Genomic DNA, 20,416 nt, shown 5'->3' with positions numbered 1-20,416 from the left:
TCTCGCTCCTTGTTGAAACCTCAGAATTCTATGTCGTCGCCCGGCAGGATGTCGCCTTCCTCGGATTCGGCGGCGGCCGGCGGCGTCGCCTCGCCTTCCTCCTCCGGCTCGGGCGCCCGCACACGCACGTCGATGATCTTAGCACCGGGAAAATGTGCCAGGATTGCCGCCACGTCAGGGTCCTGGCGCGCGTCGATCACATTCTGTTCCCGGGTCCTGGCCTCCGCTTCGACAAGCGTCGGCTGGCCCTCGTCGCGGCTGAGACTGACGATCCAATGGATGCCCGTCCATTCCTTCAATTTGACGGCAAGCTCGTTGAGCAGCGTCGTCGGCGCACCGGGGGCCAGGCTGACGTCGAGCCGGCCGGGCTCGATCCGCACAGGGCGCACGAAGGCCCGCACCATCGCCTTCAGCTTCGGATCGCGTTTCTCGGTGGCGAGGTTGACGATATCATTGACCGAATTGACCGGGACGAGCGGCTTCGGTGTTACCGCCGGTTTCGGGTCGATCCGGCCGACAGGCATCGTCTCGGGCTGGCTGCTCGGCACGGCGCGCAGCATCGCCACCGGTGCGGAAGGCTGTGGCTGGCTCGGCGCGGTTTCGGCTGCGCGCGCTGCGACACTGCTCTGATAGGGAACCCGTGTTCCGTTGCCGCCGCCGTTTCCGGACGGCGGAGAGGAAGGCCGCGAGCCGGCATTGTCGCCGGAAAATTCGGCAAGCCGCCGTGCCGCATCTTCGGGCGCGGGCAGATGCGCAGCATGCGCAAGCCGGATCAGCACCATTTCGGCCGCCCCTGCCGTTCGCGACGAGCCTTCCGTTTCCGGAATGCCCTTAAGCAGCATCTGCCAGATGCGCGACAGCGTCGTCACTGCAACGCCCTTGGCAAATTCCGCCGCCTTGGTGCGCTCGACCTCGCTCAGCGAAGGATCGTTTGCCGCATCCGGCACATATTTCAGCCGCGTCACCAGATGGGTGAAATCGGCAAGATCGGTCAGCACCACCACCGGGTTGGCGCCGGCTTCGTACTGGTTCTGGAACTCGCCGAGGGCTGAGGCCACATCGCCCTTGACGATATGCTGGAAGAGATCGACGATCCGGGCGCGATCGGCAAGGCCGAGCATGCCGCGCACGGCTTCCGCCTGCACGGCGCCCGCGCCATGGGCGATCGCCTGGTCGAGCAGCGACAGGCCGTCGCGCGCCGAGCCTTCGGCAGCGCGCGCAATCATCGCCAGCGCGTCCGGCTCCGCTTCGATGCCTTCCTTGGCTGCGATCGTCGTGAACAGCCCGACCAGATCTGAGGCGCTGATGCGGCGCAGGTCGAAGCGCTGGCAGCGCGACAGCACGGTGATCGGCACCTTGCGGATTTCGGTCGTGGCGAAGATGAATTTCACATGCTCCGGCGGCTCTTCCAACGTCTTCAACAGGCCGTTGAAGGCCTGCGTCGACAGCATGTGCACTTCGTCGATGATATAGACTTTGTAGCGCGCCGAAACCGGCCGGTAGCGCACCTGCTCGATGATCTCGCGGATATCGTCGATACCGGTATGTGAGGCGGCATCCATCTCGATCACGTCGACATGCCGGCCTTCCATGATCGCCTGGCAGTGCTCGCCGGGCGTGCGAAGGTCGATCGTCGGCTTGTCGATTTCTGATGTTTTGTAGTTCAACGCCCGCGCCAGGATACGCGCCGTCGTCGTCTTGCCGACGCCGCGCACGCCGGTCAGCATGTAGGCTTGCGCGATGCGGCCGGTCTCGAAGGCGTTGGTGAGGGTGCGGACCATCGGCTCCTGGCCGACCATCAGGTCCGTGAAATCCTTGGGGCGGTATTTGCGAGCCAGCACTCGGTATCCGGTGCCTGTCGAGGCGGCATCTTTTGATTGTCGCTCGGTGTCGCTCATCGCCCTGCTTGTCGCCCGGATCGTCGGGCACTTCGTGGAGAGAAGGTGGGAGGCTGGCACGATGACCCGTGCCGGGCTCGTTAGGGCTGCTTCCTTCCGGACCTGACCCGGTTGGCGAGTGGCTCGTCCACCACCAACCTCCCGGATGCACATATCGGCAATATCGTCATCAAAAGCAAGCCAACATGCAAAAAAACTGCTAGTCGTTGGAAAACATGAGGAGAATGCCTTTTGAAAGGTTTCGCGCTCGACCCTCGGCTGGAAAACGACAGCGTCAGCATCATGGTCACCGGTCTCTGCGATCTGAGATTGTCGAGGGATGCCCGCTGGCCGTGGCTCATACTCGTGCCGCGCCGGGCCGATATCACCGAAATCTTCGAGCTGACGCCGCTCGACCAGGTGCTGCTGGCCTTTGAGACGGAGCTGGTCGCCAAGGCGCTGAAGGAGATCACCGGCGCGACAAAAATCAATGTCGGGGCTCTTGGCAATATCGTCCGCCAGCTTCATGTTCATGTCATTGCCCGCTTCGAAGGCGATGCGAATTGGCCGGGTCCCGTCTGGGGCTTCGGGCGCGCGGAGCCCTACGAGGACGGAAAGAGAGACGAATTTACAGCGAAGCTGCGGGAAGCCCTTTCATCATGAGTCATTCGCTTTTCGATTCGGATGTGCCGCATCCGGAACCCAGCAATCTCACGGCCTTTGCCGCCAACGACCTCAATCGCGATTCCGAGCATCGCGATGAACGATCCGTCGAAAAGGCGCTGGCCAAGGAAGGTACCCATATCTTCGCCTTCGCGGGGGATAAGCTGGTGCTGAAGCACGACGGCCAAGTGCTCGATCCGCTCTTTGCCCGCTATGAACTGCAGGAATTGCAGCCGGATTGGGACGAGACCATACTTCTTGGCTACCGCAAGACCGGCGAGCCGCGCCTTGCCGTTCCCGTCGGCATCGACGCCGACGATCTCACCAGCCATTACAAGCCTGAAGACGGCCGCACCCTGTTTCGCGAAATGCTGATCGACGAGGTGTTGCTCGGTGAATTCGCCCAGGCCGCAAGCCTCATCCGCTGGAACGGCGATAACCGCTTCTGCGGCCGCTGCGGCTCGGCGATGGAGATCCACATCGGCGGCTATAAGCGCGTCTGCACCGCCTGCGAACATGTGATCTTCCCCCGCACCGACCCCGTCGTCATCATGCTGACGGTTGACGAGCAGCGCGACCTCTGCCTGCTCGGCCGCAGTCCGCATTTCGCGCCCGGCATGTATTCCTGTCTGGCCGGCTTCGTCGAGCCCGGCGAGACCATCGAGAACGCCGTGCGCCGCGAAACGCTGGAGGAATCGGGCATCCGCACCGGCCGCATCCGCTATCATGCCTCGCAGCCCTGGCCGATGCCGCATTCCTTGATGATCGGCTGTTACGCCGAGGCGAAATCGACCGAGATCAGCCGCGACGAGACGGAGCTCGAGGATTGCCGCTGGTTCACCCGCGAGGAAACGATCGAGATGCTGGAGCGCCCGAGCGCGACAGGCAAGGCCTCGCCGCCGAAAGGGGCGATCGCCCACCGCCTGATGCGCGACTGGGTGGAGTGGAAGCGGTAGCGTCATGCCGGTCGCCCGCTCCGAACGGCTGCTGACGCTGCTCCAGACGCTCCGGCGTTACCGGCGGCCGGTGACTGGAACCGTACTCGCCCAGGAGACCGGCGTCAGCCTGCGTACGCTCTATCGCGATATTGCCAGCCTGCAGGCCCAGGGCGCGATGATCGAAGGCGAAGCCGGCATCGGCTACGTGCTGAAGCCCGGCTTCATGCTGCCGCCGATGATGTTTTCCGAAGAAGAGCTCGAGGCATTGGTGCTTGGCTCGCGTTGGGTGGCCCGCGCCGCCGAGCCGCGCCTTGCCGGCGCCGGCGCCGACGCACTGGCCAAGATTGCCGCCGTGCTGCCGGCCGATATGCGCGAGATGATCGATTCGGCCGCTCTATTCGTCGGCCCCAAACGCCGGGACGAGGACAGCGCAGATGTCTCGGCCATCCGCAGGGCAATCCGCCTGGAGCGTATCCTCGAGCTGCATTATGGTGACGAGCAGGGTCGTATCTCGCGCCGCCGCGTCTGGCCTTTCGCGCTCGGTTATTTCGAACATGTGCGGGTCGTCATGGCCTGGTGCGAACTGCGCCAGGATTTTCGCCATTTCCGTACCGACCGCATCATCGACATGGCGTTGCATGAGGGGCGTTATCCGCGCCGCCGCACGGTGCTCCTCAAGGAGTGGCGCGAGACGCAGGACGTGCCGATCGAGAGCTGAACACTGCTGCCATAAACTGTCAGCAGCAAGTGTTATTGTCAGTACCAATCCAACAGGAAAGGAGTACTGATCATGGTAACGCCTCCAGCCATTCATTTCGCGAACGACCGTTTTACGGGCGAGTCCTTTGCCGATGTCATTTCGGCCGAGACTTTTGCCGATGTCCGCCAGTCGGCACGCTCCGGCCTGCTGCTCCTGATCATGGGTGTTTTCCGCTTTCCCAGGGGAAACCGCACGAGCCTCGACCTTGAAGCAACCCCGGACTACCTGAAGCGCGATCTCGGCTTCATGGATGGACGCGACCCGCATTGCGAGGACCGTTTCCCGCTTTAGGCCGCCACTATCCTTATCAACATTCCGCCCGACGAGAACGGGGCGCTGCGATCGCTGCGCCCTTTGCACCTTGCTGCCATTAACTGTCAGCAGCTGATCTCGTCCGGACCTATTTTACAACAACGGGAGAACCGAAATGACCAGCCCCAATCTCATCATTCTTTACGTCAAGGACCCGGGTGAAAGCGCCAGTTTCTACCGGAACCTGCTCAATCGCGAGCCGGCCGTGGAGGCGCCGAATTTCGTCGCTTTTCCGCTTGAAGGCGGCTTCACCCTCGGTCTCTGGCGGCGCAGCAAGGTCGAGCCGCAGCCCTCCGCCATCGGCAATCGCGGCGAAATGGCCTTCATGGTCGAAGGAGAAAATGCCGTCGCCAAACATTATGAAGACTGGCGCCAGCGTGGTCTGCCAATCGCCCAGGAACTGACCGACCTGGATTTTGGCCCGACCTTCGTCGTGCTCGACCCGGACGGGCATCGGCTGCGTGTCTGTGAGCCGGATAAATAATTCAGGCGTGCGGGGCTTGCCTTGGAGCATGATGCCGAAAAGTGTCAGCGGTTTTCGGACAACATCATGCTCTAACTATTTAATTTAGAACAGGATGACTTCGTCCTGTTCTAAAGCAGGCCTCGCATCGCATGTCCCTTGTAGACGCCGAGGATGCGGACTTTCTCGGAGAAGAACCGCAGTTCCTCCAACGCCCGGCGCACGTTCGGGTCGTTCGGATGGCCTTCGATATCGGCGTAAAACTGCGTCGCCACGAATTTTCCGCCGAGCTGGTAGCTCTCCAGCTTCGTCATGTTGATGTTGTTGGTGGCAAAGCCACCGAGCGCCTTGTAAAGCGCGGCCGGGATGTTACGGACGTTGAAGACGAAGGTGGTGACGACCTTTTCTTCCGCCGAATTCCGTTGCGCCCATTCCTCGTCGCGGGACAGGACGACGAAACGGGTCACATTGTTTTCCGAATCCTCGACATTTTCGGCGATGATCTCGAGCCCGTAGAGATCGGCGGCAAGGCGCGGCGCCAAGGCGGCCATCGAGCGGTCGCCGGTTTCCTTCACCAGCTTTGCTGCCCCTGCCGTATCGCCGGCGATCACCGGCTTCCAGCCATTGGCGCGAACGATCTTGCGGCATTGGCCGAGCGCGTGGATATGGCTGTGCACCGTACGGATCTCGTCCTTGGTGACACCGGGCAGCACCATCAGCTGGAAGCGGATCGGCATGAAATATTCGCCGATGATATGCAGCCGCGACTCCGGCAGCAGATGGTGGATATCGGCGACGCGCCCGGCAATCGTGTTCTCGATCGGGATCATCGCGATATCGGCGTCGCCGTTGTCGACCGCCGTGAACGCATCCTCGAAGGTCTGGCAGGGCAGCGGCTCCATGGTCGGAAACATGTCGCGGCTCGCCATGTCGGAATTGGCGCCGAATTCGCCCTGGAAGGCGATCCTGTTGGTCTTGATGTTCATGATGGTTCCGTCAGTTCGACTTTGCGGAGAGGATGCGCCGCGCTTTTTCGAGGTCGGCGGGAGTATCGACACCGAGCGGAACCGTGTCAACGATCTCGGCGTCGATGCGCATGCCGGCTTCCAGCGCCCGCAATTGCTCCAGCGATTCGCGCTTTTCGAGCGTCGAGGGGCCGAGCGAGACGAACCGTTCGAGGGCCGCCCGCCGATAGGCATAAAGGCCGATATGGTGGTAGAGCGGTCCCTTGCCGTAAGGGGCGGTTGCGCGCGTGAAGTAGAGCGCATGCAGTCGGGTGTCGGAAATCGGCGAACCGACGATCTTGACGATATGCGGCGCCGTCCTGTCCTCCTCATTGTCGATTTCGGTCGTCAGCGTCCCGATATCGACCGCCTCGTTCTCGAGAGGGCGCAACGCCGCGCGCACCGTTTCCGGATCGATCGTCGGCAGATCGCCCTGGACGTTGACGATGAACTTCGCCTTTCCGTCCGGATCGACTTTCGTCAGCGCCTCAAAGATCCGATCGGAACCCGATTGGTGATCCGTGCGGGTCATGACGACTTCGAAGCCGGCGGCGGCTACCGCATCGAATACTCGGGCGTCGTCGACGGCGACGACGACGCGGCCGATGGCTGCCTCCCTGGCGCGCAGCGCCACCTGGACGATCATCGGCAGGCCGCAAATATCGGCCAGTGGCTTGCCCGGAAGCCGTGTGGAGGCCATGCGCGCCGGGATCAATACGAGCACGCCGTCTAAATTTGAATCACTCATTGTTCGGGCCTTCTATTCCGGGCTGGAAAGTGTCAAAAAGTCTCACGCACAAGACCATTTAGACAGTTGCAACGAACAACCAAAAGACATAGGTTCCGCGCGATTTCAAGATGGTCCGGTTTATGGTCTGCCGGCTGCAAGGGGAGCATTGCAGATGAATTCATACGTCAATACGGCCGTGGGGGCGCTGCTCGGAACGATATTCGTTCTGATGTCTGTCTCCATCGCGTCCGAAGGGATCTTCCATTCCGAAGCACCGGAAAAGGAAGGTTTCGCGATCGTTGCCGAAGAGGCGCCCGCCGCTGGTGGCGAGGCTGCGCCTGCCGTTGCCGTTCCGATCGCGCAATTGCTCGCTTCTGCAGATGCCAAGGCCGGTGAAGCGGTCTTCAAGAAGTGTCAGGCCTGTCATGACGGCACCAAAGGGGGACCGAACAAGGTCGGTCCCAACCTCTTTGGTGTCGTAGATCGCCCGATCGCCTCGCATGAAGGCTTCGCCTATTCCGCTGCCATGAAGGATTTCTCCAAGGGCAGCAGCGAGAAGTGGACCTTCGAAAATCTTAACAAGTTCCTGACGGCACCGAAGAAGGACGTTCCCGGCACCGCAATGGGCTTCGCCGGTCTGCCGAAAGATCAGGACCGCGCCAACGTCATCCTCTACCTCCACACGTTGGCCGATTCACCGGTGCCGCTGCCGGACCCAAAGACGGCGACGCAATAGGGCGGCAACATCTTTCATGACAATCGAGCCCGGCCGCAAGCCGGGCTTTTTCTTGGTGCAAGGACCGGTTCAGGCACCGAGGAAATAGGCCCAGAGCGAGACCGTGATGGCGCCGAGCGCCGTCGTCACCGTGATCGTCGAGGCGGCGAGGCTGTGACCGACGCCGAAGCGATTTGCGATCAGCCAGGCATTGACGCCTGTCGGGACGGAGGAGGTCAGGACGATCGCTGCCCTCCATTCGGGGCTGAGACCGAGGAGGTGGCTCGCCGCCCAGACGCAGCCTGGCAGCATCAGCAGCTTCAGGGTCGAGGTGACGCTGGCGATGCCGAGATTGCCGGAGACGCCGTATTTCTCCAGCGCCACGCCGAGCGATATCAGTGCCGCCGGACCGGCAATGCCGGCGATCTGCCCGACGACCGTTGCCACCGTCGTCGGCATGGTGAGGCCGGAAAGGTGCATGGCCATGCCGGCCGCAAGCCCGATCACCAGCGGGTTGCGCACGAGATTGACCGCGATATGGCGAAGCACGAGTACCATGCTGCGATCGCTTTTGCCGGCGATCTTGCGCTCGGCATGCTCCATCAGGACCGTGCCGGCGACCATCATCACGGGCAGATGCACGGCAAGCAGGATCGACAGCGCCACCAGCCCTTCGTCGCCGACGGTCCGCTCGACGAGCGGCAGACCGATGAAGATATTGTTGGCGAAGGCCGAGGAAACGCCGGCCAGCACGCCGATCTGTTCGTCACGGCCGAAGAGGCGTGTGGCGGCGATATGGCCGGCCGTCCAGGTGATGGCAACGCCGGAAAAATAGACGATCCATAGGCGAAAAGGCGAGGCGCCATGAAAATCCGCCTCGGCGATGGTGCGAAAGAGCAGAAGCGGCACGGCGATCTTGAAGACGAATTCGCTGAGCGCTTCGCCAACATTCGAGGCCATCAATCCGCTGCGGACGATCACCCAGCCGATGAGAATCAGGATGAAGATGGGAAGGACGTCGAGAATGATGGCTGACATAGGGGAGGCTGCTCTGCGCGGGGGAGTATTCGACGTCTACAGCGCCGCGTGTCTTTTGAGACGCACAAAGGACGCTGTAGCACTTTGAATTGCTGAATAATTTTATCCTTAAATCGATTCCGATTTAAGGAATTATGCAGTAGCAGCAAACCGCTTGGGTTGAAAAGGCAGTCGCCGTCCAATCAGGCGCATCTGCAAAACAAAAAAAGCGGGCACAGCCCGCTTTTCCGCTCCGGTCTTGCCGGAAACCCGGATCACGAAGCTGCCAGTTCATCCGTGGTCAGCATCGCGCCGGTAAGATCGAGGGGATCATCCCTCGTGCGCCCGGCTGCAACTGAAAGCTGCTCATGCCGGTCTTCTTGCGAGTATTTCTAGATTTGGAAAATGACAGGGACGTGACGAATAGGCGGCACTTTTGCGAAGAAATAGATGCGCCATCCACCATTTATCCTTCCAAACCGCGGAAATTTCGCTAAGACCAAACCCCGGCTATCACAAACTCCGGGACCCCCCATTTCATGACAAGATCCGATGTTCTGACAGTCGGCAACGCAATCGTGGACATCATTGCCCGTTGCGACGACCAGTTCCTCATTGACAACCAGATCACCAAGGCGGCGATGAACCTCATCGATGCCGAACGCGCCGAACTCTTGTATTCGCGCATGGGACCGGCGCTCGAAGCCTCCGGCGGCAGCGCCGGCAACACGGCGGCAGGCGTGGCTAACCTCGGCGGCAAGGCTGCGTATTTCGGCAATGTTGCCCAAGATCAGCTCGGTGATATCTTCGCGCACGACATCCGCGCCCAAGGCGTTCACTACGAGACCCGGCCCAAGGGCACCTTCCCGCCGACGGCACGTTCGATGATCTTCGTCACCGAGGATGGCGAGCGCTCGATGAACACCTATCTCGGCGCTTGCGTCGAACTCGGCCCGGAAGACGTCGAGGTCGACGTCGTGGCCGACGCCAAGGTCACCTATTTCGAAGGTTATCTCTGGGATCCGCCGCGCGCCAAGGAAGCCATCCTCGATTGTGCCCGCATCGCCCATGAAAACGGCCGCGAAGTGTCGATGACGCTGTCCGACAGCTTCTGCGTCGACCGCTATCGCGGCGAATTCCTCGATCTGATGCGCTCCGGCAAGGTCGATATCGTCTTCGCCAATCGCCAGGAAGCGCTGTCGCTCTACGAGACCGACGATTTCGAGGAGGCGCTGAACAGGATCGCCGCCGATTGCAAGATCGCTGCCGTGACGATGAGCGAGAATGGTGCCGTCATCCTGAAGGGCCGTGAGCGTTTTTACGTCGGCGCGATCCGGATCAAGGAAGTTGTGGATACGACGGGTGCCGGCGATCTCTTCGCCTCCGGCTTCCTCTACGGCTACACGCAGGGACGGTCTCTCGAGGATTGCGGCAAGCTCGGCTGCCTGGCCGCCGGCATCGTCATCCAGCAGATCGGCCCCCGCCCGATGACCTCGCTTTCCGAGGCTGCAAAACGGGCAGGGCTTATTTGAAGGCTTCGCCGGGATAGGCGCCCCAGATCTCCGACTGCGCCACCCAGCCCGAGGCGCCGTCGGTTTCGGCGCGGCACCAGTCGCCGTTGCATTCGCCGATCGTCACCATCACGCCGGGTTCCAGCTTGGCAACGATCGATGCAGAGGGGAGCGCCTCACGGCGCAGATTGACATAGACGCCTTTGCCCTTGGTCTTCATCCAGGGGGCGGCAATCGCCGCGCGCTGGCCTGATAGCAGCGACTGGTTGACCCAGCCTTCGGTGCCGTCGGCATCGCGGATGCGGCGCCAGTTGTCGTATTCCTGGATGATCTCCACCGGCAGGCCGGATTTCAAGTACATCCAAGAAACGGCGTAATCCGTTCCCGGACCGATGCGCAGGTTGACGCGCTTGGATTTCAGCGTGACGAAACGCGGCAATGGCAGTCCGCTTGGCCCCTTGGCCGCTTGCGCATGGGCGAATTCGACGCTTCCCATGGATGCGGCCAGAGCGATGGCAAGGGCGAGGCAGGACTTCAGGACTTTGCTGCGCATGGAAGTTTCCGGTTGCTCGAATTCGCGGGCAGGGCAGGCCTGCTCGCGGTCCGGGCTTTGACATTCCCCGGCTGCACCGCGAGTTTTGTTTGTCTTCGCGTGCGGGTCTGGTAGAAAATGCCCGGAATGGGAAAATTATCACCCCTCTTGGTTAAAGACCTCTGAACAAGGCACCACAGGCAGCCATGACAGCGAAGAAAAAACCGAAGGTCTACATCACCCGCAAGCTGCCGGATGCCGTCGAAACCCGCATGCGCGAACTCTTCGACGCAGAGCTGAACATCGACGACGCGCCGCGTTCGGTTCCCGAGTTGATCGCCGCGGTCAAGACCGCCGACGTGCTGGTGCCGACCGTCACCGATCGTATCGACGCGGCGCTGATCGAACAGGCCGGACCGCAGATGAAGCTGATTGCGAGCTTCTCCAACGGCACCGACCACATCGACGTCGAGGCGGCGGCGCGCAAGGGCATCACCGTCACCAACACGCCGAACGTCCTGACCGAGGACACCGCCGATATGACCATGGCGCTGATTCTCGCGGTTCCGAGAAGGCTCGGCGAAGGTGCGCGCGTGCTGACCGACAAGCCGGGCGAATGGGCAGGCTGGTCTCCCACCTGGATGCTCGGCCGGCGCATTCACGGCAAGCGCATCGGCATCGTCGGCATGGGCCGCATCGGCACGGCGGTGGCCCGCCGCGCCAAGGCTTTCGGCCTATCGATCCACTATCACAACCGCAAGCGCGTCAATCCGGCCGTCGAGGACGAACTGGAGGCGACCTATTGGGAAAGCCTCGACCAGATGCTCGCCCGCGTCGATATCGTTTCGATCAATTGCCCGTCGACGCCGGCGACCTTCCACCTGGTCTCGGCCCGCCGTCTGGCGCTGCTGCAGCCGACAGCCTATCTCGTCAACACAGCGCGCGGCGACGTGGTCGACGAAGCGGCGCTGATCAAGTGCCTGAGGGAGGGCCGGATTGCCGGCGCCGGCCTCGACGTCTTCGAGAACGAGCCTGCCGTCAACCCGAGGCTCATCAAGCTCGCCAATGAGGGCAAGGTCGTGCTGCTGCCGCATATGAGTTCGGCGACGATCGAAGGCCGCATCGACATGGGCGACAAGGTCATCATCAACATCCGCACCTTCATCGACGGTCATAGGCCGCCGAATCGCGTGCTGCCGGGGCGTTGAAGAACGCTGTAAATCAGGCGACGCAGATCGGAGGCGCAAGGACCTTGCGCATCTCGACGAAAGTCGTCCTGGCAAAGCCGGGATGCGCCTTTTCGGCGGTTCTGGAAAATCCCCAGGCGGCAAAGACGGCGTGATTGTCGGTGAGTTCGATGCGCGTTTCCAGCCGCAAAGCAGGAAGACCGAGCGCTGCGGCCGTTTCCTCGGCAATCGCCAGCAGCCGCCTGCCGAGGCCCTTGCCCTGCGCCTCAGGCAGAACGGCGAGCTTGCCGACATAGAGGCAATCGGCCTCCGGCCGCAGGAAGAGGCAGCCGGCCAGCTTTTCGCCGTCGATGGCGACATGGCCGATCTCGGCCCTGGACTTTTCGGCCAGCGACTCCGCCGTCAGCTTGAGCGCTGAAGATGGCGGATCGATCCTGCCGTTCATCGAGGCGAAGGAGGCGACGATGAGCGCCAGCAATTCATCCCAGCGCGTGAAAGTCTGATCAAGCGGAACAACCCTCATCCCGCCTGCCTCTGTGTGGTACGGCGTCGTTTGTAGCGGACGGTGTCGAAGCGGGCCGAGAGCGCGTCGTAAAGCAGCAACCGTCCGACCAGCGGTTCGCCGGTGCCGGTGACGAGCTTGATCGCCTCCATCGCCATCATTGTGCCGATGACGCCTGTGAGTGCACCGATGATGCCGGCTTCGGCGCAGGCGGGAATCAGCCCCGCCGGCGGCGGTTCCGGAAACAGGTCGCGATATCTGGGGTTGGCGGTTCCGTCCTCAGCTGTCTCATAGGGCTTGAGAACCGTCAGCGAACCATCGAAACGCCCGACGGCGCCGCTGACGAGCGGAATGCGCGCTTCATCAGCTGCATCGGCGGCGGCATAACGCGTGTCGAAATTGTCGGAGCCGTCGATCAGCAGATCGAACCCGGAGAGCTGACGGCGGGCGGCCTCCGGCGAAAAGCGTTCCTCGAAGCGGATCAGTCGGACATGCGGATTGAGCCTGGCGATGGCGAAGGCGGCGCTCTCAGTCTTCAATTCGCCGATCGTGCCGGAATCATGGATCACCTGGCGCTGCAGGTTGGAGAGGGAAACCCGGTCGTCGTCAACGATACCGAGCGTGCCGACGCCGGCAGCGGCCAGATATTGCAGGACCGGTGCACCGAGGCCGCCGGCACCGATCACCAGCACACGGGCGGCTTTCAGTTTCTGCTGGCCGGTGCCGCCGATCTCGGGAAGCAGGATGTGGCGGTGATAGCGCGCGATTTCGTCCGGGCTGAGCGGTTCCATGGCGCCGATGTTATCATGACGCCCGACGCCGGGAAAAGCCGCTTCCGTCATTCGAACACCCTTCCGTCGGAAACCGTGAAGAACTGCGCCCTGTCGCCGAGTGCTGAAAACATCGCCCGATCCGTTCCGGTCATGAAGGCCTGGCCGCCGAGCCCGTCGATAAGGTCGAATAGCGCGGCGCGGCGGCCCTCGTCGAGATGCGCTGCGATCTCGTCGAGCAGCAGGATCGGCGCATGACCGGTGAGATTGCCGACGAGCCGCGCATGCGCAAGCACCAGGCCGACAAGCAGCGCTTTCTGCTCGCCGGTGGAGCAACGCTCGGCCTCCATCACCTTTTCGCGGTGATGCACGATGAGATCGGCCCGGTGCGGCCCCTCAAGCGTGCGCCCGGCGCCGGCATCGCGGTAGCGGCTCTCTGCCAGCATCGCCGCATAATCGTCCTCGAGGTCGACCGAGGGGCGCGAGAACTGACCGTCCATGAAGCCCGAGAGCTGCAGCGATGCCGAAGGGAAGGGCGAGTTCTCCCGTGTTTCCCCGATCAGCCGAGTCAGCAAGCCAAGCATCTCCTGCCGGGCGAGTGCCATGGCGATGCCGAGGCTTGCCATCTGCTCCTCGATACCGGCAAGCCAGGAGGGATCGAAGCGGCCTTCGTCTAGCAATTTGTTGCGGCTGCGCATGGCGCGCTCGAAATCGCTGGCGCGGCGGCCATGGGCGGGATCGAGCGACAGCACCAGCCGGTCGAGAAAGCGGCGCCGGTCGGAGGAGGCGCCGGTAAACAGGCCGTCCATCGCCGGTGTCAGCCAGAGAAGGCGCAGATGGTCGGTCAGTTCGTCGACGGTCTTTGCCGTCGTGCCATTGATGCGCAGCCTGCGGGCGGTGGTCTCCTCGCCCGTTTCGATGCCGGTGCCGATCTCGACCTCGCCCTCCATGCCATCGAGCGCGGCGAAGATCGAAAAGCCGCCGGCCGCGCCGACGCGGGTAATGTCGCTATAGGCCGCGCGACGCAAACCGCGGCCAGGCGAAAGCAGCGAGACGGCTTCCATGAGATTGGTCTTGCCGGCGCCGTTGTCTCCCGTCAGCACGACGTGCCGACCGTCAAGGGTAAGGGCCGCTGCCGCATAGTTGCGGAAGTCTGTCAGCTTCAGACGAGAAAGAGAAACCTTGTGCGGCATCGAATGTCCGGAATCGTGAAGCGTGACAGCTAAGCCTTAGCGGCGTTGATGGCAAGGCTGGCAGCTTCTTGGCCGCGGATCGCGAACCTCCGATGCCGCCGCAAATCAGGGACGCGGCGTTGAGCGATAAGGGATAAGCTCGAAGCGGCGACATACCGCGCGGGAGATATTTCAAGACACCTGACCGCGGTGCTGGTATCCGACATTCTGCCGATGCAGGGGGCAGGCGTTAGCTTTCTACAAAAATACAACCGCCGAGACGCTCTGACATCGCCAGGCCGATATCGTCGACGGTCAACCGCCAGTGCCTCCGAGATCCAGATATTCCGGCTTTGCCGCGATCCTTTGAGGCCACTGACGCAACGTGATGCCCAGAAAAAGTCGGTTGAATTTTGCAACTGCTGGGTTGAGTTATTCCGTGAAGGCGATATGGTTAACGAACCGTTTACGTATGAGAGAGTGATGAAGTGCCAGATCCGGTTGATATTATCGTCGGTCGCAACGTCAGACAGTTTCGCGCCATTCGCCGTGTTTCCCAACTTGAGCTTGGCGAAGCACTCGGACTGACTTTCCAGCAGATCCAGAAATACGAAAAGGGGACGAACCGCGTTTCCGCCAGCAAGTTGCATCAGATCGCGGTGTTTCTCGATGTCGATATCTCTGCCCTTTTCGAGGGAGCCGGCATGTCGCCATTCGGCAGCCGTATCGAACTCAGCCCCGACGCCTATGCGCTTGCGCTGAGCTACGACAAGCTGAACTCACCGGCAGGCAAGGAAGCGGTCAAGACCATCCTCAACCTCATGACCGGCGAAGCGGCCGAAACCGCCGCCTGATTTCACTGAGCCATCAGGTTTACCACGAAAAAAGCACGACCCGTTTCGGGTCTGGATAATGTCCAGATGACTACAGCTGTGCAGCGTTTTGGGGACGGCGTGCATCAACACAAGGACCGGGGCAGGTCACCTGAATGAGGTTCGGTGCCGCGCGCTTCAGTGAATCTCGCGTTCGTGCAGCGCCATCAGCAGATCGTCCTGCGTCTGGTGGCCGGCATGGTAAAGGTCGATCGCGATGCTGGCGATCGAAAGACCCTGCTGGCTGCGAAGCTTGATGTTGCGCTCGGCGCACCAAGTATAAATGGCGCCGGCGAGAACGTCGACGTCGTCGGTCTGAGAGGAAAAGGCTGGCGCCATGGTCGATACCCTTGCTTTGGTTGTCCCTCGCTAGAGCGCCGCGTTAAGGACGCTCTATAACTTTGATTTGGTGCATGCCCCCGAAATTGATTTCAATTCTTGGGGTCATGCACTGACGGCAGAGACTGAATTCATTTGGAAAACTTGCAAGCGGCATCATCCGGCTGCGTTAACGCAAGTCGTCTTCCCGCTCGCCGCCGTTTCGATCCGGGACAGATTGGCCGGCGTGGACGGCGGATGTCGCAAATTGAGACATGCAGCGGAAACTGAGCGGCGGTTTTCGTGATAACGACATGCGTAAAAACAAAGACTTAAAGCTCAACGAGCGAACCTGAAAGATCGCGCCGCGCTCTAGAGCGGGATTGTTTTAGTCGGAATCGGAACAGGGATTCCCTTTCTGGTGCAAATCAGATTCACCATTCTGGCCGGTGCAGGAGGCCGGTCTGGATGGCGAAACCTTTTTCGGATGATCTTCGGGAACGCGTTGTTGGCGCAGTAACGCGCGAGGGCCTGTCGTGTCGAGCGGCGGCAAAGCGCTTCGGCATTGGCATCAGCACCGCGATCGACTGGGTCCGGCGCTTGCGTGAGACGGGCAGCGCGGCTCCCGGCCAGATGGGCGGGCACAAGCCACGGGCGATCTCAGGTAAACATCGGGTCTGGTTGATCGATCGCTGCCACATGCAGGCGTTCACCTTGCGCGGGTTGGTGGCGGAACTCGGAGAGCGCGGCCTGAAAGTGGATTACAGCGCCGTCCGGACCTTCGTGCATGAGGAAGGGCTGAGTTATAAAAAAAGACGTTGGTCGCCAGCGAGCGCGAGCGGCCCGATGTTGCCGCCCGGCGGGCGCGCTGGCTGAAGCATCGCCATCGCATCGATCCATCTCGCCTTGTCTTTATCGACGAAACCTGGACGAAGACGAATATGACGCCGCTCAGGGGCTGGGCGCCGCGCGGCGAACGGCTGTTGGGCCATGCGCCCTTCGGCCACTGGAATACCATGACTTTTGTCGCAGCCCTCAGGGCCGACCGCGTCAGCGCACCGTGGATCATCGACGGCCCGATCAATGGCGAACGCTTTCGCATCTATGTCGAGAGGGTGCTGGTACCGGAGCTCAAACCCGGCGACATCGTCGTCATGGATAATCTCGGCTCGCACAAGGCCGGCGCTATCCGTGCCGCCATCCGCAAGGCCGGCGCCAGATTGTTCTTCCTGCCGCAGTATTCCCCCGATCTCAATCCGATCGAAAAACTCTTCGCCAAGATCAAGCACGAGCTGCGCAAGGCGCAGGCTCGAACCCGACAGGCCATCGACGACGCGCTGGCAGCCACCCTTCAAACCGTCTCGCCGAAAGAGTGCCAAAACTACTTCAAGGAAGCCGGATATGAACGGACATAAAACAATCCCGCTCTAGAGCAATTTCAGGAAAAGTGCGAAGCGGTTTTCCGTGCGGAATTGCGTAAAAGCAAAAGGCTATAGGATTCTTGGAACAAAAAAACCGGAGACGTTTCCGTCCCCGGCTTTCGAAATGGGCGTTTCGATCGAGACTCAGCCTTCGAAGAATTCCTTCATGCGGGCAAAGAAGCCCGTCGATTCCGGATTGTTCTCCTTGGACGAAAGCTGCTCGAATTCCTGAAGCAGTTCGCGTTGGCGCTTGGTGAGCTTTTGCGGCGTCTCGATCTGGATCTGTATGTAGAGGTCGCCCGTCTGCACCGAACGCAGCACCGGCATGCCCTTGCCCTTGAGCCGGAACTGTTTGCCGACCTGCGTGCCCTCGGGCACGGTGACGCGCGACTTGGTGCCGTCGAGCGTCGCCACGTCGAAGGTTCCGCCGAGCGCGGCCGTCGTCATCGAGATCGGAACGGCGCAATAGAGATCGGCTCCGTCGCGCTGGTAGAATTCATGCGGTTTGACGGACAGGAAGATATAGAGGTCACCCGCCGGCCCGCCCCGGGCGCCGGCTTCGCCTTCGCCCTGCAGGCGGATGCGCGTACCGTCCTCGATGCCGGCGGGAATATTGACCGACAGCGAACGCTCTTCCGTCACCCGGCCCTGGCCGTGGCACTTAGGGCAGGGATCGGGAATGATCTGGCCGCGGCCGTGGCAGGTCGGGCAGGTCCGCTCGATGGAGAAGAAGCCTTGTGCGGCGCGCACGCGCCCCGTTCCCTGGCAAGTGCCGCAGTTCTTCGGCTGCGTGCCGGGCTTGGCGCCCGAACCCGAACAGACGTCGCAAGTGATCGAGGTGGGAACGCGGATCTGCGCCGTCTTGCCGGAGAAAGATTCTTCCAGCGTTATTTCCATGTTGTAGCGAAGATCGGCGCCACGCTCGCGGCCGCCCGACGAGCGCTGGCGCGCACGCCCGCCACCCATCATTTCGCCGAAGATATCCTCGAAGATATCGGAGAAACCGCCACCGGCAAATCCGCCGCCACCGCCGCCCATGCCGCCATGCTCGAAGGCCGCATGGCCATAACGATCATAGGCCGCCCGCTTCTGCGGGTCCTTGAGCATCTCGTAGGCTTCGTTGATTTCCTTGAACTTCCGTTCGGCGTCCTTGTCATCCGGGTTCTTGTCCGGATGGTATTTCATCGCCAGTTTGCGGAAGGCGCTTTTCAGCTCTTTCTCGTCCGCCGACTTGGCTACACCCAGAGTTTCGTAAAAGTCCGCTTTTGCCATTAAGGATTAAACCCCGGAAATGGATTTCCGGCTGCCATGGTGAGCAGCCGGATCAGGTGTTGAAGCATAACCACGCCGTCGCGGACTACGCGGACTTCTTGCGGTCGTCGTCCTTGATTTCCTCGTAGTCGGCATCGACGACATTGTCGCCACCTTCCGCGGAGGCATCGCCAGCAGCGCCGCTTTCGGCCTGCTGTGCTTCATAGATCGCCTGGCCGAGCTTCATCGACACTTCCATCAGCGTCTGGGTCTTGGCCTTGATGTCGTCGGCATCGGGCTCCGATGCTTCCGACGCCGTCTTCAGCGCGGCGATCGCATCCGAGATCGCGGTGCGGTCGGCCTCGGAAACCTTGTCACCGTAATCCTTCAGCGACTTTTCCGAGGAATGGATCAGGCTTTCAGCCTGGTTCCGGGCTTCCACCGCCTCGCGGCGCTTCTTGTCTTCGGTGGCATGGGCTTCGGCATCCTTTACCATCTTCTCGATGTCGGCGTCGGAAAGACCGCCGGAAGCCTGGATGCGGATCTGCTGTTCCTTGCCGGTGCCCTTGTCCTTGGCCGAAACCTGGACGATGCCGTTGGCGTCGATGTCGAAGGTGACTTCGATCTGCGGCATGCCGCGCGGCGACGGCGGCAGACCGACGAGGTCGAACTGGCCGAGCAGCTTGTTGTCGGCAGCCATTTCACGCTCGCCCTGCGAGACGCGGATGGTCACGGCCTGCTGGTTGTCTTCGGCCGTCGAGAAGGTCTGGCTCTTCTTCGTCGGGATCGTCGTGTTGCGTTCGATCAGGCGGGTGAAGACACCACCGAGCGTCTCAATGCCGAGCGACAGCGGCGTTACGTCGAGGAGCAGGACGTCCTTGACGTCGCCCTGCAGAACGCCGGCCTGGATGGCGGCGCCAAGCGCCACGACTTCATCCGGGTTGACGCCCTTGTGCGGCTCCTTGCCGAACAGCTGCTTGACGACTTCCTGCACCTTCGGCATGCGGCTCATGCCGCCGACGAGAACCACTTCGTCGATTTCGGAAGCGGTAACACCGGCATCCTTGAGCGCTGCCTTGCACGGCGCGATCGTGCGCTGGACGAGATCGTCGACCAGGCTTTCGAGTTTGGCGCGGGTCAGCTTCAGCGTCAGATGTTTCGGGCCGGAGGCGTCGGCCGTAATGAACGGCAGGTTGATTTCGGTCTGCTGCGAAGACGAAAGCTCGATCTTTGCCTTTTCCGCAGCTTCCTTGAGGCGCTGCAGGGCGAGCTTGTCGTTCTTCAGGTCGATGCCGTTGTCCCTCTTGAATTCGCCAACGAGATATTCGACGAGACGCATGTCGAAGTCTTCACCGCCGAGGAAGGTATCGCCGTTGGTGGACTTCACTTCGAAGACGCCGTCGCCGATCTCGAGGATCGAAATATCGAAGGTGCCGCCGCCAAGGTCGTAGACGGCAATCGTCTTGCCTTCTTTCTTGTCGAGGCCGTAGGCAAGCGCGGCTGCGGTCGGCTCGTTGATGATGCGCAGAACTTCAAGACCGGCGATGCGGCCGGCATCCTTGGTTGCCTGGCGCTGCGCGTCGTTGAAATAGGCGGGAACGGTGATGACGGCCTTCTCGACCTTTTCGCCAAGATAGGATTCGGCGGTTTCCTTCATCTTCTGAAGGATCATCGCGGAAATCTGTGCGGGCGAGTAGCCCTTGCCATTGGCTTCGACCCAGGCGTCGCCATTGTCGCCCTTGACGATGGTGAAGGGAACGAGGTGCTTGTCCTTTTCGACGGTCGGATCTTCGTAGCGGCGGCCGATCAGGCGCTTGACCGCAAAGAGCGTGTTCGTCGGGTTGGTGACTGCCTGGCGCTTGGCCGGTTGGCCGACGAGGCGTTCGCCATCATCGGAAAATGCCACCATGGAAGGGGTCGTACGCGCACCTTCCGCATTCTCGATGACCTTCGCGTCCTTGCCGTCCATGACTGCGACGCAGGAATTCGTCGTTCCAAGGTCGATACCAATTACTTTTGCCATGTCATTCTCTCCTTGAAGCAAGCTGTCGGAACCCCGAGAAGGCATTTCCCTGACAGCCCCTTACGGGATGGGTCTACTTGAGATTACGCAATCGTGATTGCGGTGATGCGGCGTATATAAGGAGCGGTTTTCTGGACTGCAAGGCGAGAAATGCCCCGGAATCCAGCAAAACGAATGTGTTGCCCTCAATTTTTACAGTCGCCGGGACGGAGGTCACCCCTTGCCCGGAAAGCGGCCGATTTTTGCGGCATGTCGCGCAAAACTGCAGAGCGGTTTTGCGACAACCGCAGGCGTAAAACAAAGACCTGAAGCGCGTGGAGCGATCTGAAAGATCGCGACGCGCTTAAGATCATCGGGCTTGTGCGGGGTATGCAGCAA

General features: G+C 61.4%; 21 protein-coding genes and 1 other RNA gene. 10 read left to right on the top strand and 12 right to left on the bottom strand.

From position 1 onward, the window contains the following. Positions 1-20 precede the first annotated feature (20 nt). The gene (locus ACS4RR_RS01930) at positions 21-1,898 is read right to left on the bottom strand and encodes a DNA polymerase III subunit gamma/tau (protein WP_456189636.1); all 1,878 of its coding nucleotides are present in this window, start codon (positions 1,896-1,898) and stop codon (positions 21-23) included. 45 nt (positions 1,899-1,943) lie between these two features. Further along, an RNA gene (gene ffs, locus ACS4RR_RS01925) (signal recognition particle sRNA small type) lies at positions 1,944-2,040 on the bottom strand. Between the two features lie 89 nt (positions 2,041-2,129). Here ffs and ACS4RR_RS01920 point away from each other — a divergent pair. The 5 genes from ACS4RR_RS01920 to ACS4RR_RS01900 all read left to right on the top strand — a co-directional run bounded on the left by ACS4RR_RS01920 (position 2,130) and on the right by ACS4RR_RS01900 (position 5,034). Beyond that, positions 2,130-2,540 (top strand): HIT domain-containing protein, encoded by a 411-nt coding sequence (locus tag ACS4RR_RS01920; protein ID WP_024323174.1) that lies wholly within the window; start codon positions 2,130-2,132, stop codon positions 2,538-2,540. Next, positions 2,537-3,496: an NAD(+) diphosphatase gene (gene nudC, locus ACS4RR_RS01915; protein WP_456189635.1), complete on the top strand. Its 960-nt coding sequence runs from the start codon at positions 2,537-2,539 to the stop codon at positions 3,494-3,496. The genes ACS4RR_RS01920 and nudC overlap by 4 nt, the downstream gene beginning before the upstream one ends. Before the next feature lie 4 nt (positions 3,497-3,500). Next, on the top strand, positions 3,501-4,196 hold the full coding sequence (locus ACS4RR_RS01910) for a helix-turn-helix transcriptional regulator (RefSeq protein WP_017966467.1): 696 nt from the start codon (positions 3,501-3,503) through the stop codon (positions 4,194-4,196). A 72-nt stretch (positions 4,197-4,268) separates the two neighbouring features. Then, complete coding sequence (locus ACS4RR_RS01905; protein WP_170277198.1) at positions 4,269-4,529, top strand: hypothetical protein; 261 nt, start codon at positions 4,269-4,271, stop codon at positions 4,527-4,529. A gap of 136 nt (positions 4,530-4,665) precedes the next feature. Continuing rightward, entirely contained in the window at positions 4,666-5,034 is a 369-nt protein-coding gene (locus tag ACS4RR_RS01900; RefSeq protein ID WP_017966469.1) for a VOC family protein, read from the top strand. A 110-nt stretch (positions 5,035-5,144) separates the two neighbouring features. Here ACS4RR_RS01900 and ACS4RR_RS01895 read toward each other — a convergent pair whose 3' ends face one another. Beyond that, a complete protein-coding gene (locus ACS4RR_RS01895) occupies positions 5,145-5,999 on the bottom strand; it encodes a prephenate dehydratase (RefSeq protein ID WP_017966470.1) in 855 nt (284 codons plus the stop codon). A 10-nt stretch (positions 6,000-6,009) separates the two neighbouring features. Then, entirely contained in the window at positions 6,010-6,765 is a 756-nt protein-coding gene (locus ACS4RR_RS01890) for a 3-deoxy-manno-octulosonate cytidylyltransferase (RefSeq protein WP_222280127.1), read from the bottom strand. Between the two features lie 154 nt (positions 6,766-6,919). On the opposite strand from ACS4RR_RS01890, the gene ACS4RR_RS01885 reads away from it, so the two are divergent. Further along, complete coding sequence (locus ACS4RR_RS01885) at positions 6,920-7,483, top strand: c-type cytochrome (protein ID WP_222280126.1); 564 nt, start codon at positions 6,920-6,922, stop codon at positions 7,481-7,483. A 69-nt stretch (positions 7,484-7,552) separates the two neighbouring features. Here ACS4RR_RS01885 and ACS4RR_RS01880 read toward each other — a convergent pair whose 3' ends face one another. Further along, the gene (locus ACS4RR_RS01880) at positions 7,553-8,500 is read right to left on the bottom strand and encodes an AEC family transporter (protein ID WP_456189634.1); all 948 of its coding nucleotides are present in this window, start codon (positions 8,498-8,500) and stop codon (positions 7,553-7,555) included. Between the two features lie 518 nt (positions 8,501-9,018). Here ACS4RR_RS01880 and ACS4RR_RS01875 point away from each other — a divergent pair. Next, the gene (locus ACS4RR_RS01875) at positions 9,019-10,011 is read left to right on the top strand and encodes an adenosine kinase (protein ID WP_456189633.1); all 993 of its coding nucleotides are present in this window, start codon (positions 9,019-9,021) and stop codon (positions 10,009-10,011) included. On the opposite strand, the gene ACS4RR_RS01870 is transcribed toward ACS4RR_RS01875, so the two are convergent. Continuing rightward, on the bottom strand, positions 10,004-10,543 hold the full coding sequence (locus tag ACS4RR_RS01870; protein WP_017966475.1) for an SH3 domain-containing protein: 540 nt from the start codon (positions 10,541-10,543) through the stop codon (positions 10,004-10,006). The two genes, ACS4RR_RS01875 and ACS4RR_RS01870, sit on opposite strands and share 8 nt — an antisense overlap. A gap of 185 nt (positions 10,544-10,728) precedes the next feature. Between ACS4RR_RS01870 and ACS4RR_RS01865 the strand changes: the two genes are divergently transcribed. Beyond that, complete coding sequence (locus ACS4RR_RS01865; RefSeq protein WP_017966476.1) at positions 10,729-11,730, top strand: 2-hydroxyacid dehydrogenase; 1,002 nt, start codon at positions 10,729-10,731, stop codon at positions 11,728-11,730. Between the two features lie 13 nt (positions 11,731-11,743). Here ACS4RR_RS01865 and ACS4RR_RS01860 read toward each other — a convergent pair whose 3' ends face one another. Genes ACS4RR_RS01860 through recF form a run of 3 tightly spaced genes read right to left on the bottom strand, consistent with a single transcriptional unit; the run spans position 11,744 to position 14,174 of the window. Continuing rightward, positions 11,744-12,232: a GNAT family N-acetyltransferase gene (locus tag ACS4RR_RS01860; protein WP_017966477.1), complete on the bottom strand. Its 489-nt coding sequence runs from the start codon at positions 12,230-12,232 to the stop codon at positions 11,744-11,746. Then, positions 12,229-13,053: a molybdopterin-synthase adenylyltransferase MoeB gene (locus ACS4RR_RS01855; protein WP_260109777.1), complete on the bottom strand. Its 825-nt coding sequence runs from the start codon at positions 13,051-13,053 to the stop codon at positions 12,229-12,231. The genes ACS4RR_RS01860 and ACS4RR_RS01855 overlap by 4 nt, the downstream gene beginning before the upstream one ends. Next, positions 13,050-14,174 (bottom strand): DNA replication/repair protein RecF, encoded by a 1,125-nt coding sequence (gene recF, locus ACS4RR_RS01850; protein ID WP_260109778.1) that lies wholly within the window; start codon positions 14,172-14,174, stop codon positions 13,050-13,052. The genes ACS4RR_RS01855 and recF overlap by 4 nt, the downstream gene beginning before the upstream one ends. Positions 14,175-14,641: 467 nt before the next feature. Here recF and ACS4RR_RS01845 point away from each other — a divergent pair, with 467 nt between their 5' ends. Then, entirely contained in the window at positions 14,642-15,007 is a 366-nt protein-coding gene (locus ACS4RR_RS01845; protein ID WP_456189632.1) for a helix-turn-helix domain-containing protein, read from the top strand. A gap of 156 nt (positions 15,008-15,163) precedes the next feature. Here ACS4RR_RS01845 and ACS4RR_RS01840 read toward each other — a convergent pair whose 3' ends face one another. Beyond that, positions 15,164-15,364 carry a hypothetical protein gene (locus ACS4RR_RS01840; RefSeq protein WP_260109780.1) on the bottom strand — a complete coding sequence of 67 codons (201 nt, stop codon included), beginning with the start codon at positions 15,362-15,364 and terminating at the stop codon, positions 15,164-15,166. 447 nt (positions 15,365-15,811) lie between these two features. Here ACS4RR_RS01840 and ACS4RR_RS01835 point away from each other — a divergent pair. Continuing rightward, positions 15,812-16,758, top strand: a protein-coding gene (locus ACS4RR_RS01835; protein WP_222282285.1) for an IS630 family transposase whose coding sequence is annotated in 2 segments (ribosomal slippage) — positions 15,812-16,150 and positions 16,153-16,758 — 945 coding nt in all. Because the reading frame shifts where the segments join, the coding sequence is not laid out codon by codon here. 150 nt (positions 16,759-16,908) lie between these two features. On the opposite strand, the gene dnaJ is transcribed toward ACS4RR_RS01835, so the two are convergent. After that, positions 16,909-18,036, bottom strand: a complete 1,128-nt coding sequence (dnaJ, locus tag ACS4RR_RS01830) for a molecular chaperone DnaJ (protein ID WP_011649969.1) — start codon at positions 18,034-18,036, stop codon at positions 16,909-16,911. An 85-nt stretch (positions 18,037-18,121) separates the two neighbouring features. Then, positions 18,122-20,038 carry a molecular chaperone DnaK gene (gene dnaK / locus ACS4RR_RS01825; protein ID WP_064249059.1) on the bottom strand — a complete coding sequence of 639 codons (1,917 nt, stop codon included), beginning with the start codon at positions 20,036-20,038 and terminating at the stop codon, positions 18,122-18,124. Positions 20,039-20,416: the final 378 nt, after the last annotated feature.

It is taken from the genome of Rhizobium zaerense (genome assembly GCF_051810725.1).
Taxonomy (GTDB): domain Bacteria; phylum Pseudomonadota; class Alphaproteobacteria; order Rhizobiales; family Rhizobiaceae; genus Rhizobium; species Rhizobium leguminosarum_I.
This window is presented reverse-complemented; position numbering and strand designations above follow the sequence as displayed.

Bases quoted from the DNA above. Each gene is read 5' to 3' on its own strand.
- recF (WP_260109778.1), bottom strand. From the start codon at position 14,174: ATGCCGCACAAGGTTTCTCTTTCTCGTCTGAAGCTGACAGACTTCCGC.
- ACS4RR_RS01875 (WP_456189633.1), top strand. From the start codon at position 9,019: ATGACAAGATCCGATGTTCTGACAGTCGGCAACGCAATCGTGGACATC.
- ACS4RR_RS01885 (WP_222280126.1), top strand. From the start codon at position 6,920: ATGAATTCATACGTCAATACGGCCGTGGGGGCGCTGCTCGGAACGATA.
- ACS4RR_RS01880 (WP_456189634.1), bottom strand. From the start codon at position 8,500: ATGTCAGCCATCATTCTCGACGTCCTTCCCATCTTCATCCTGATTCTC.
- ACS4RR_RS01855 (WP_260109777.1), bottom strand. From the start codon at position 13,053: ATGACGGAAGCGGCTTTTCCCGGCGTCGGGCGTCATGATAACATCGGC.
- ACS4RR_RS01840 (WP_260109780.1), bottom strand. From the start codon at position 15,364: ATGGCGCCAGCCTTTTCCTCTCAGACCGACGACGTCGACGTTCTCGCC.
- ACS4RR_RS01910 (WP_017966467.1), top strand. From the start codon at position 3,501: ATGCCGGTCGCCCGCTCCGAACGGCTGCTGACGCTGCTCCAGACGCTC.
- ACS4RR_RS01930 (WP_456189636.1), bottom strand. From the start codon at position 1,898: ATGAGCGACACCGAGCGACAATCAAAAGATGCCGCCTCGACAGGCACC.
- ACS4RR_RS01890 (WP_222280127.1), bottom strand. From the start codon at position 6,765: ATGAGTGATTCAAATTTAGACGGCGTGCTCGTATTGATCCCGGCGCGC.
- dnaJ (WP_011649969.1), bottom strand. From the start codon at position 18,036: ATGGCAAAAGCGGACTTTTACGAAACTCTGGGTGTAGCCAAGTCGGCG.
- dnaK (WP_064249059.1), bottom strand. From the start codon at position 20,038: ATGGCAAAAGTAATTGGTATCGACCTTGGAACGACGAATTCCTGCGTC.
- ACS4RR_RS01865 (WP_017966476.1), top strand. From the start codon at position 10,729: ATGACAGCGAAGAAAAAACCGAAGGTCTACATCACCCGCAAGCTGCCG.
- ACS4RR_RS01900 (WP_017966469.1), top strand. From the start codon at position 4,666: ATGACCAGCCCCAATCTCATCATTCTTTACGTCAAGGACCCGGGTGAA.
- ACS4RR_RS01870 (WP_017966475.1), bottom strand. From the start codon at position 10,543: ATGCGCAGCAAAGTCCTGAAGTCCTGCCTCGCCCTTGCCATCGCTCTG.
- ACS4RR_RS01860 (WP_017966477.1), bottom strand. From the start codon at position 12,232: ATGAGGGTTGTTCCGCTTGATCAGACTTTCACGCGCTGGGATGAATTG.
- nudC (WP_456189635.1), top strand. From the start codon at position 2,537: ATGAGTCATTCGCTTTTCGATTCGGATGTGCCGCATCCGGAACCCAGC.
- ACS4RR_RS01905 (WP_170277198.1), top strand. From the start codon at position 4,269: ATGGTAACGCCTCCAGCCATTCATTTCGCGAACGACCGTTTTACGGGC.
- ACS4RR_RS01895 (WP_017966470.1), bottom strand. From the start codon at position 5,999: ATGAACATCAAGACCAACAGGATCGCCTTCCAGGGCGAATTCGGCGCC.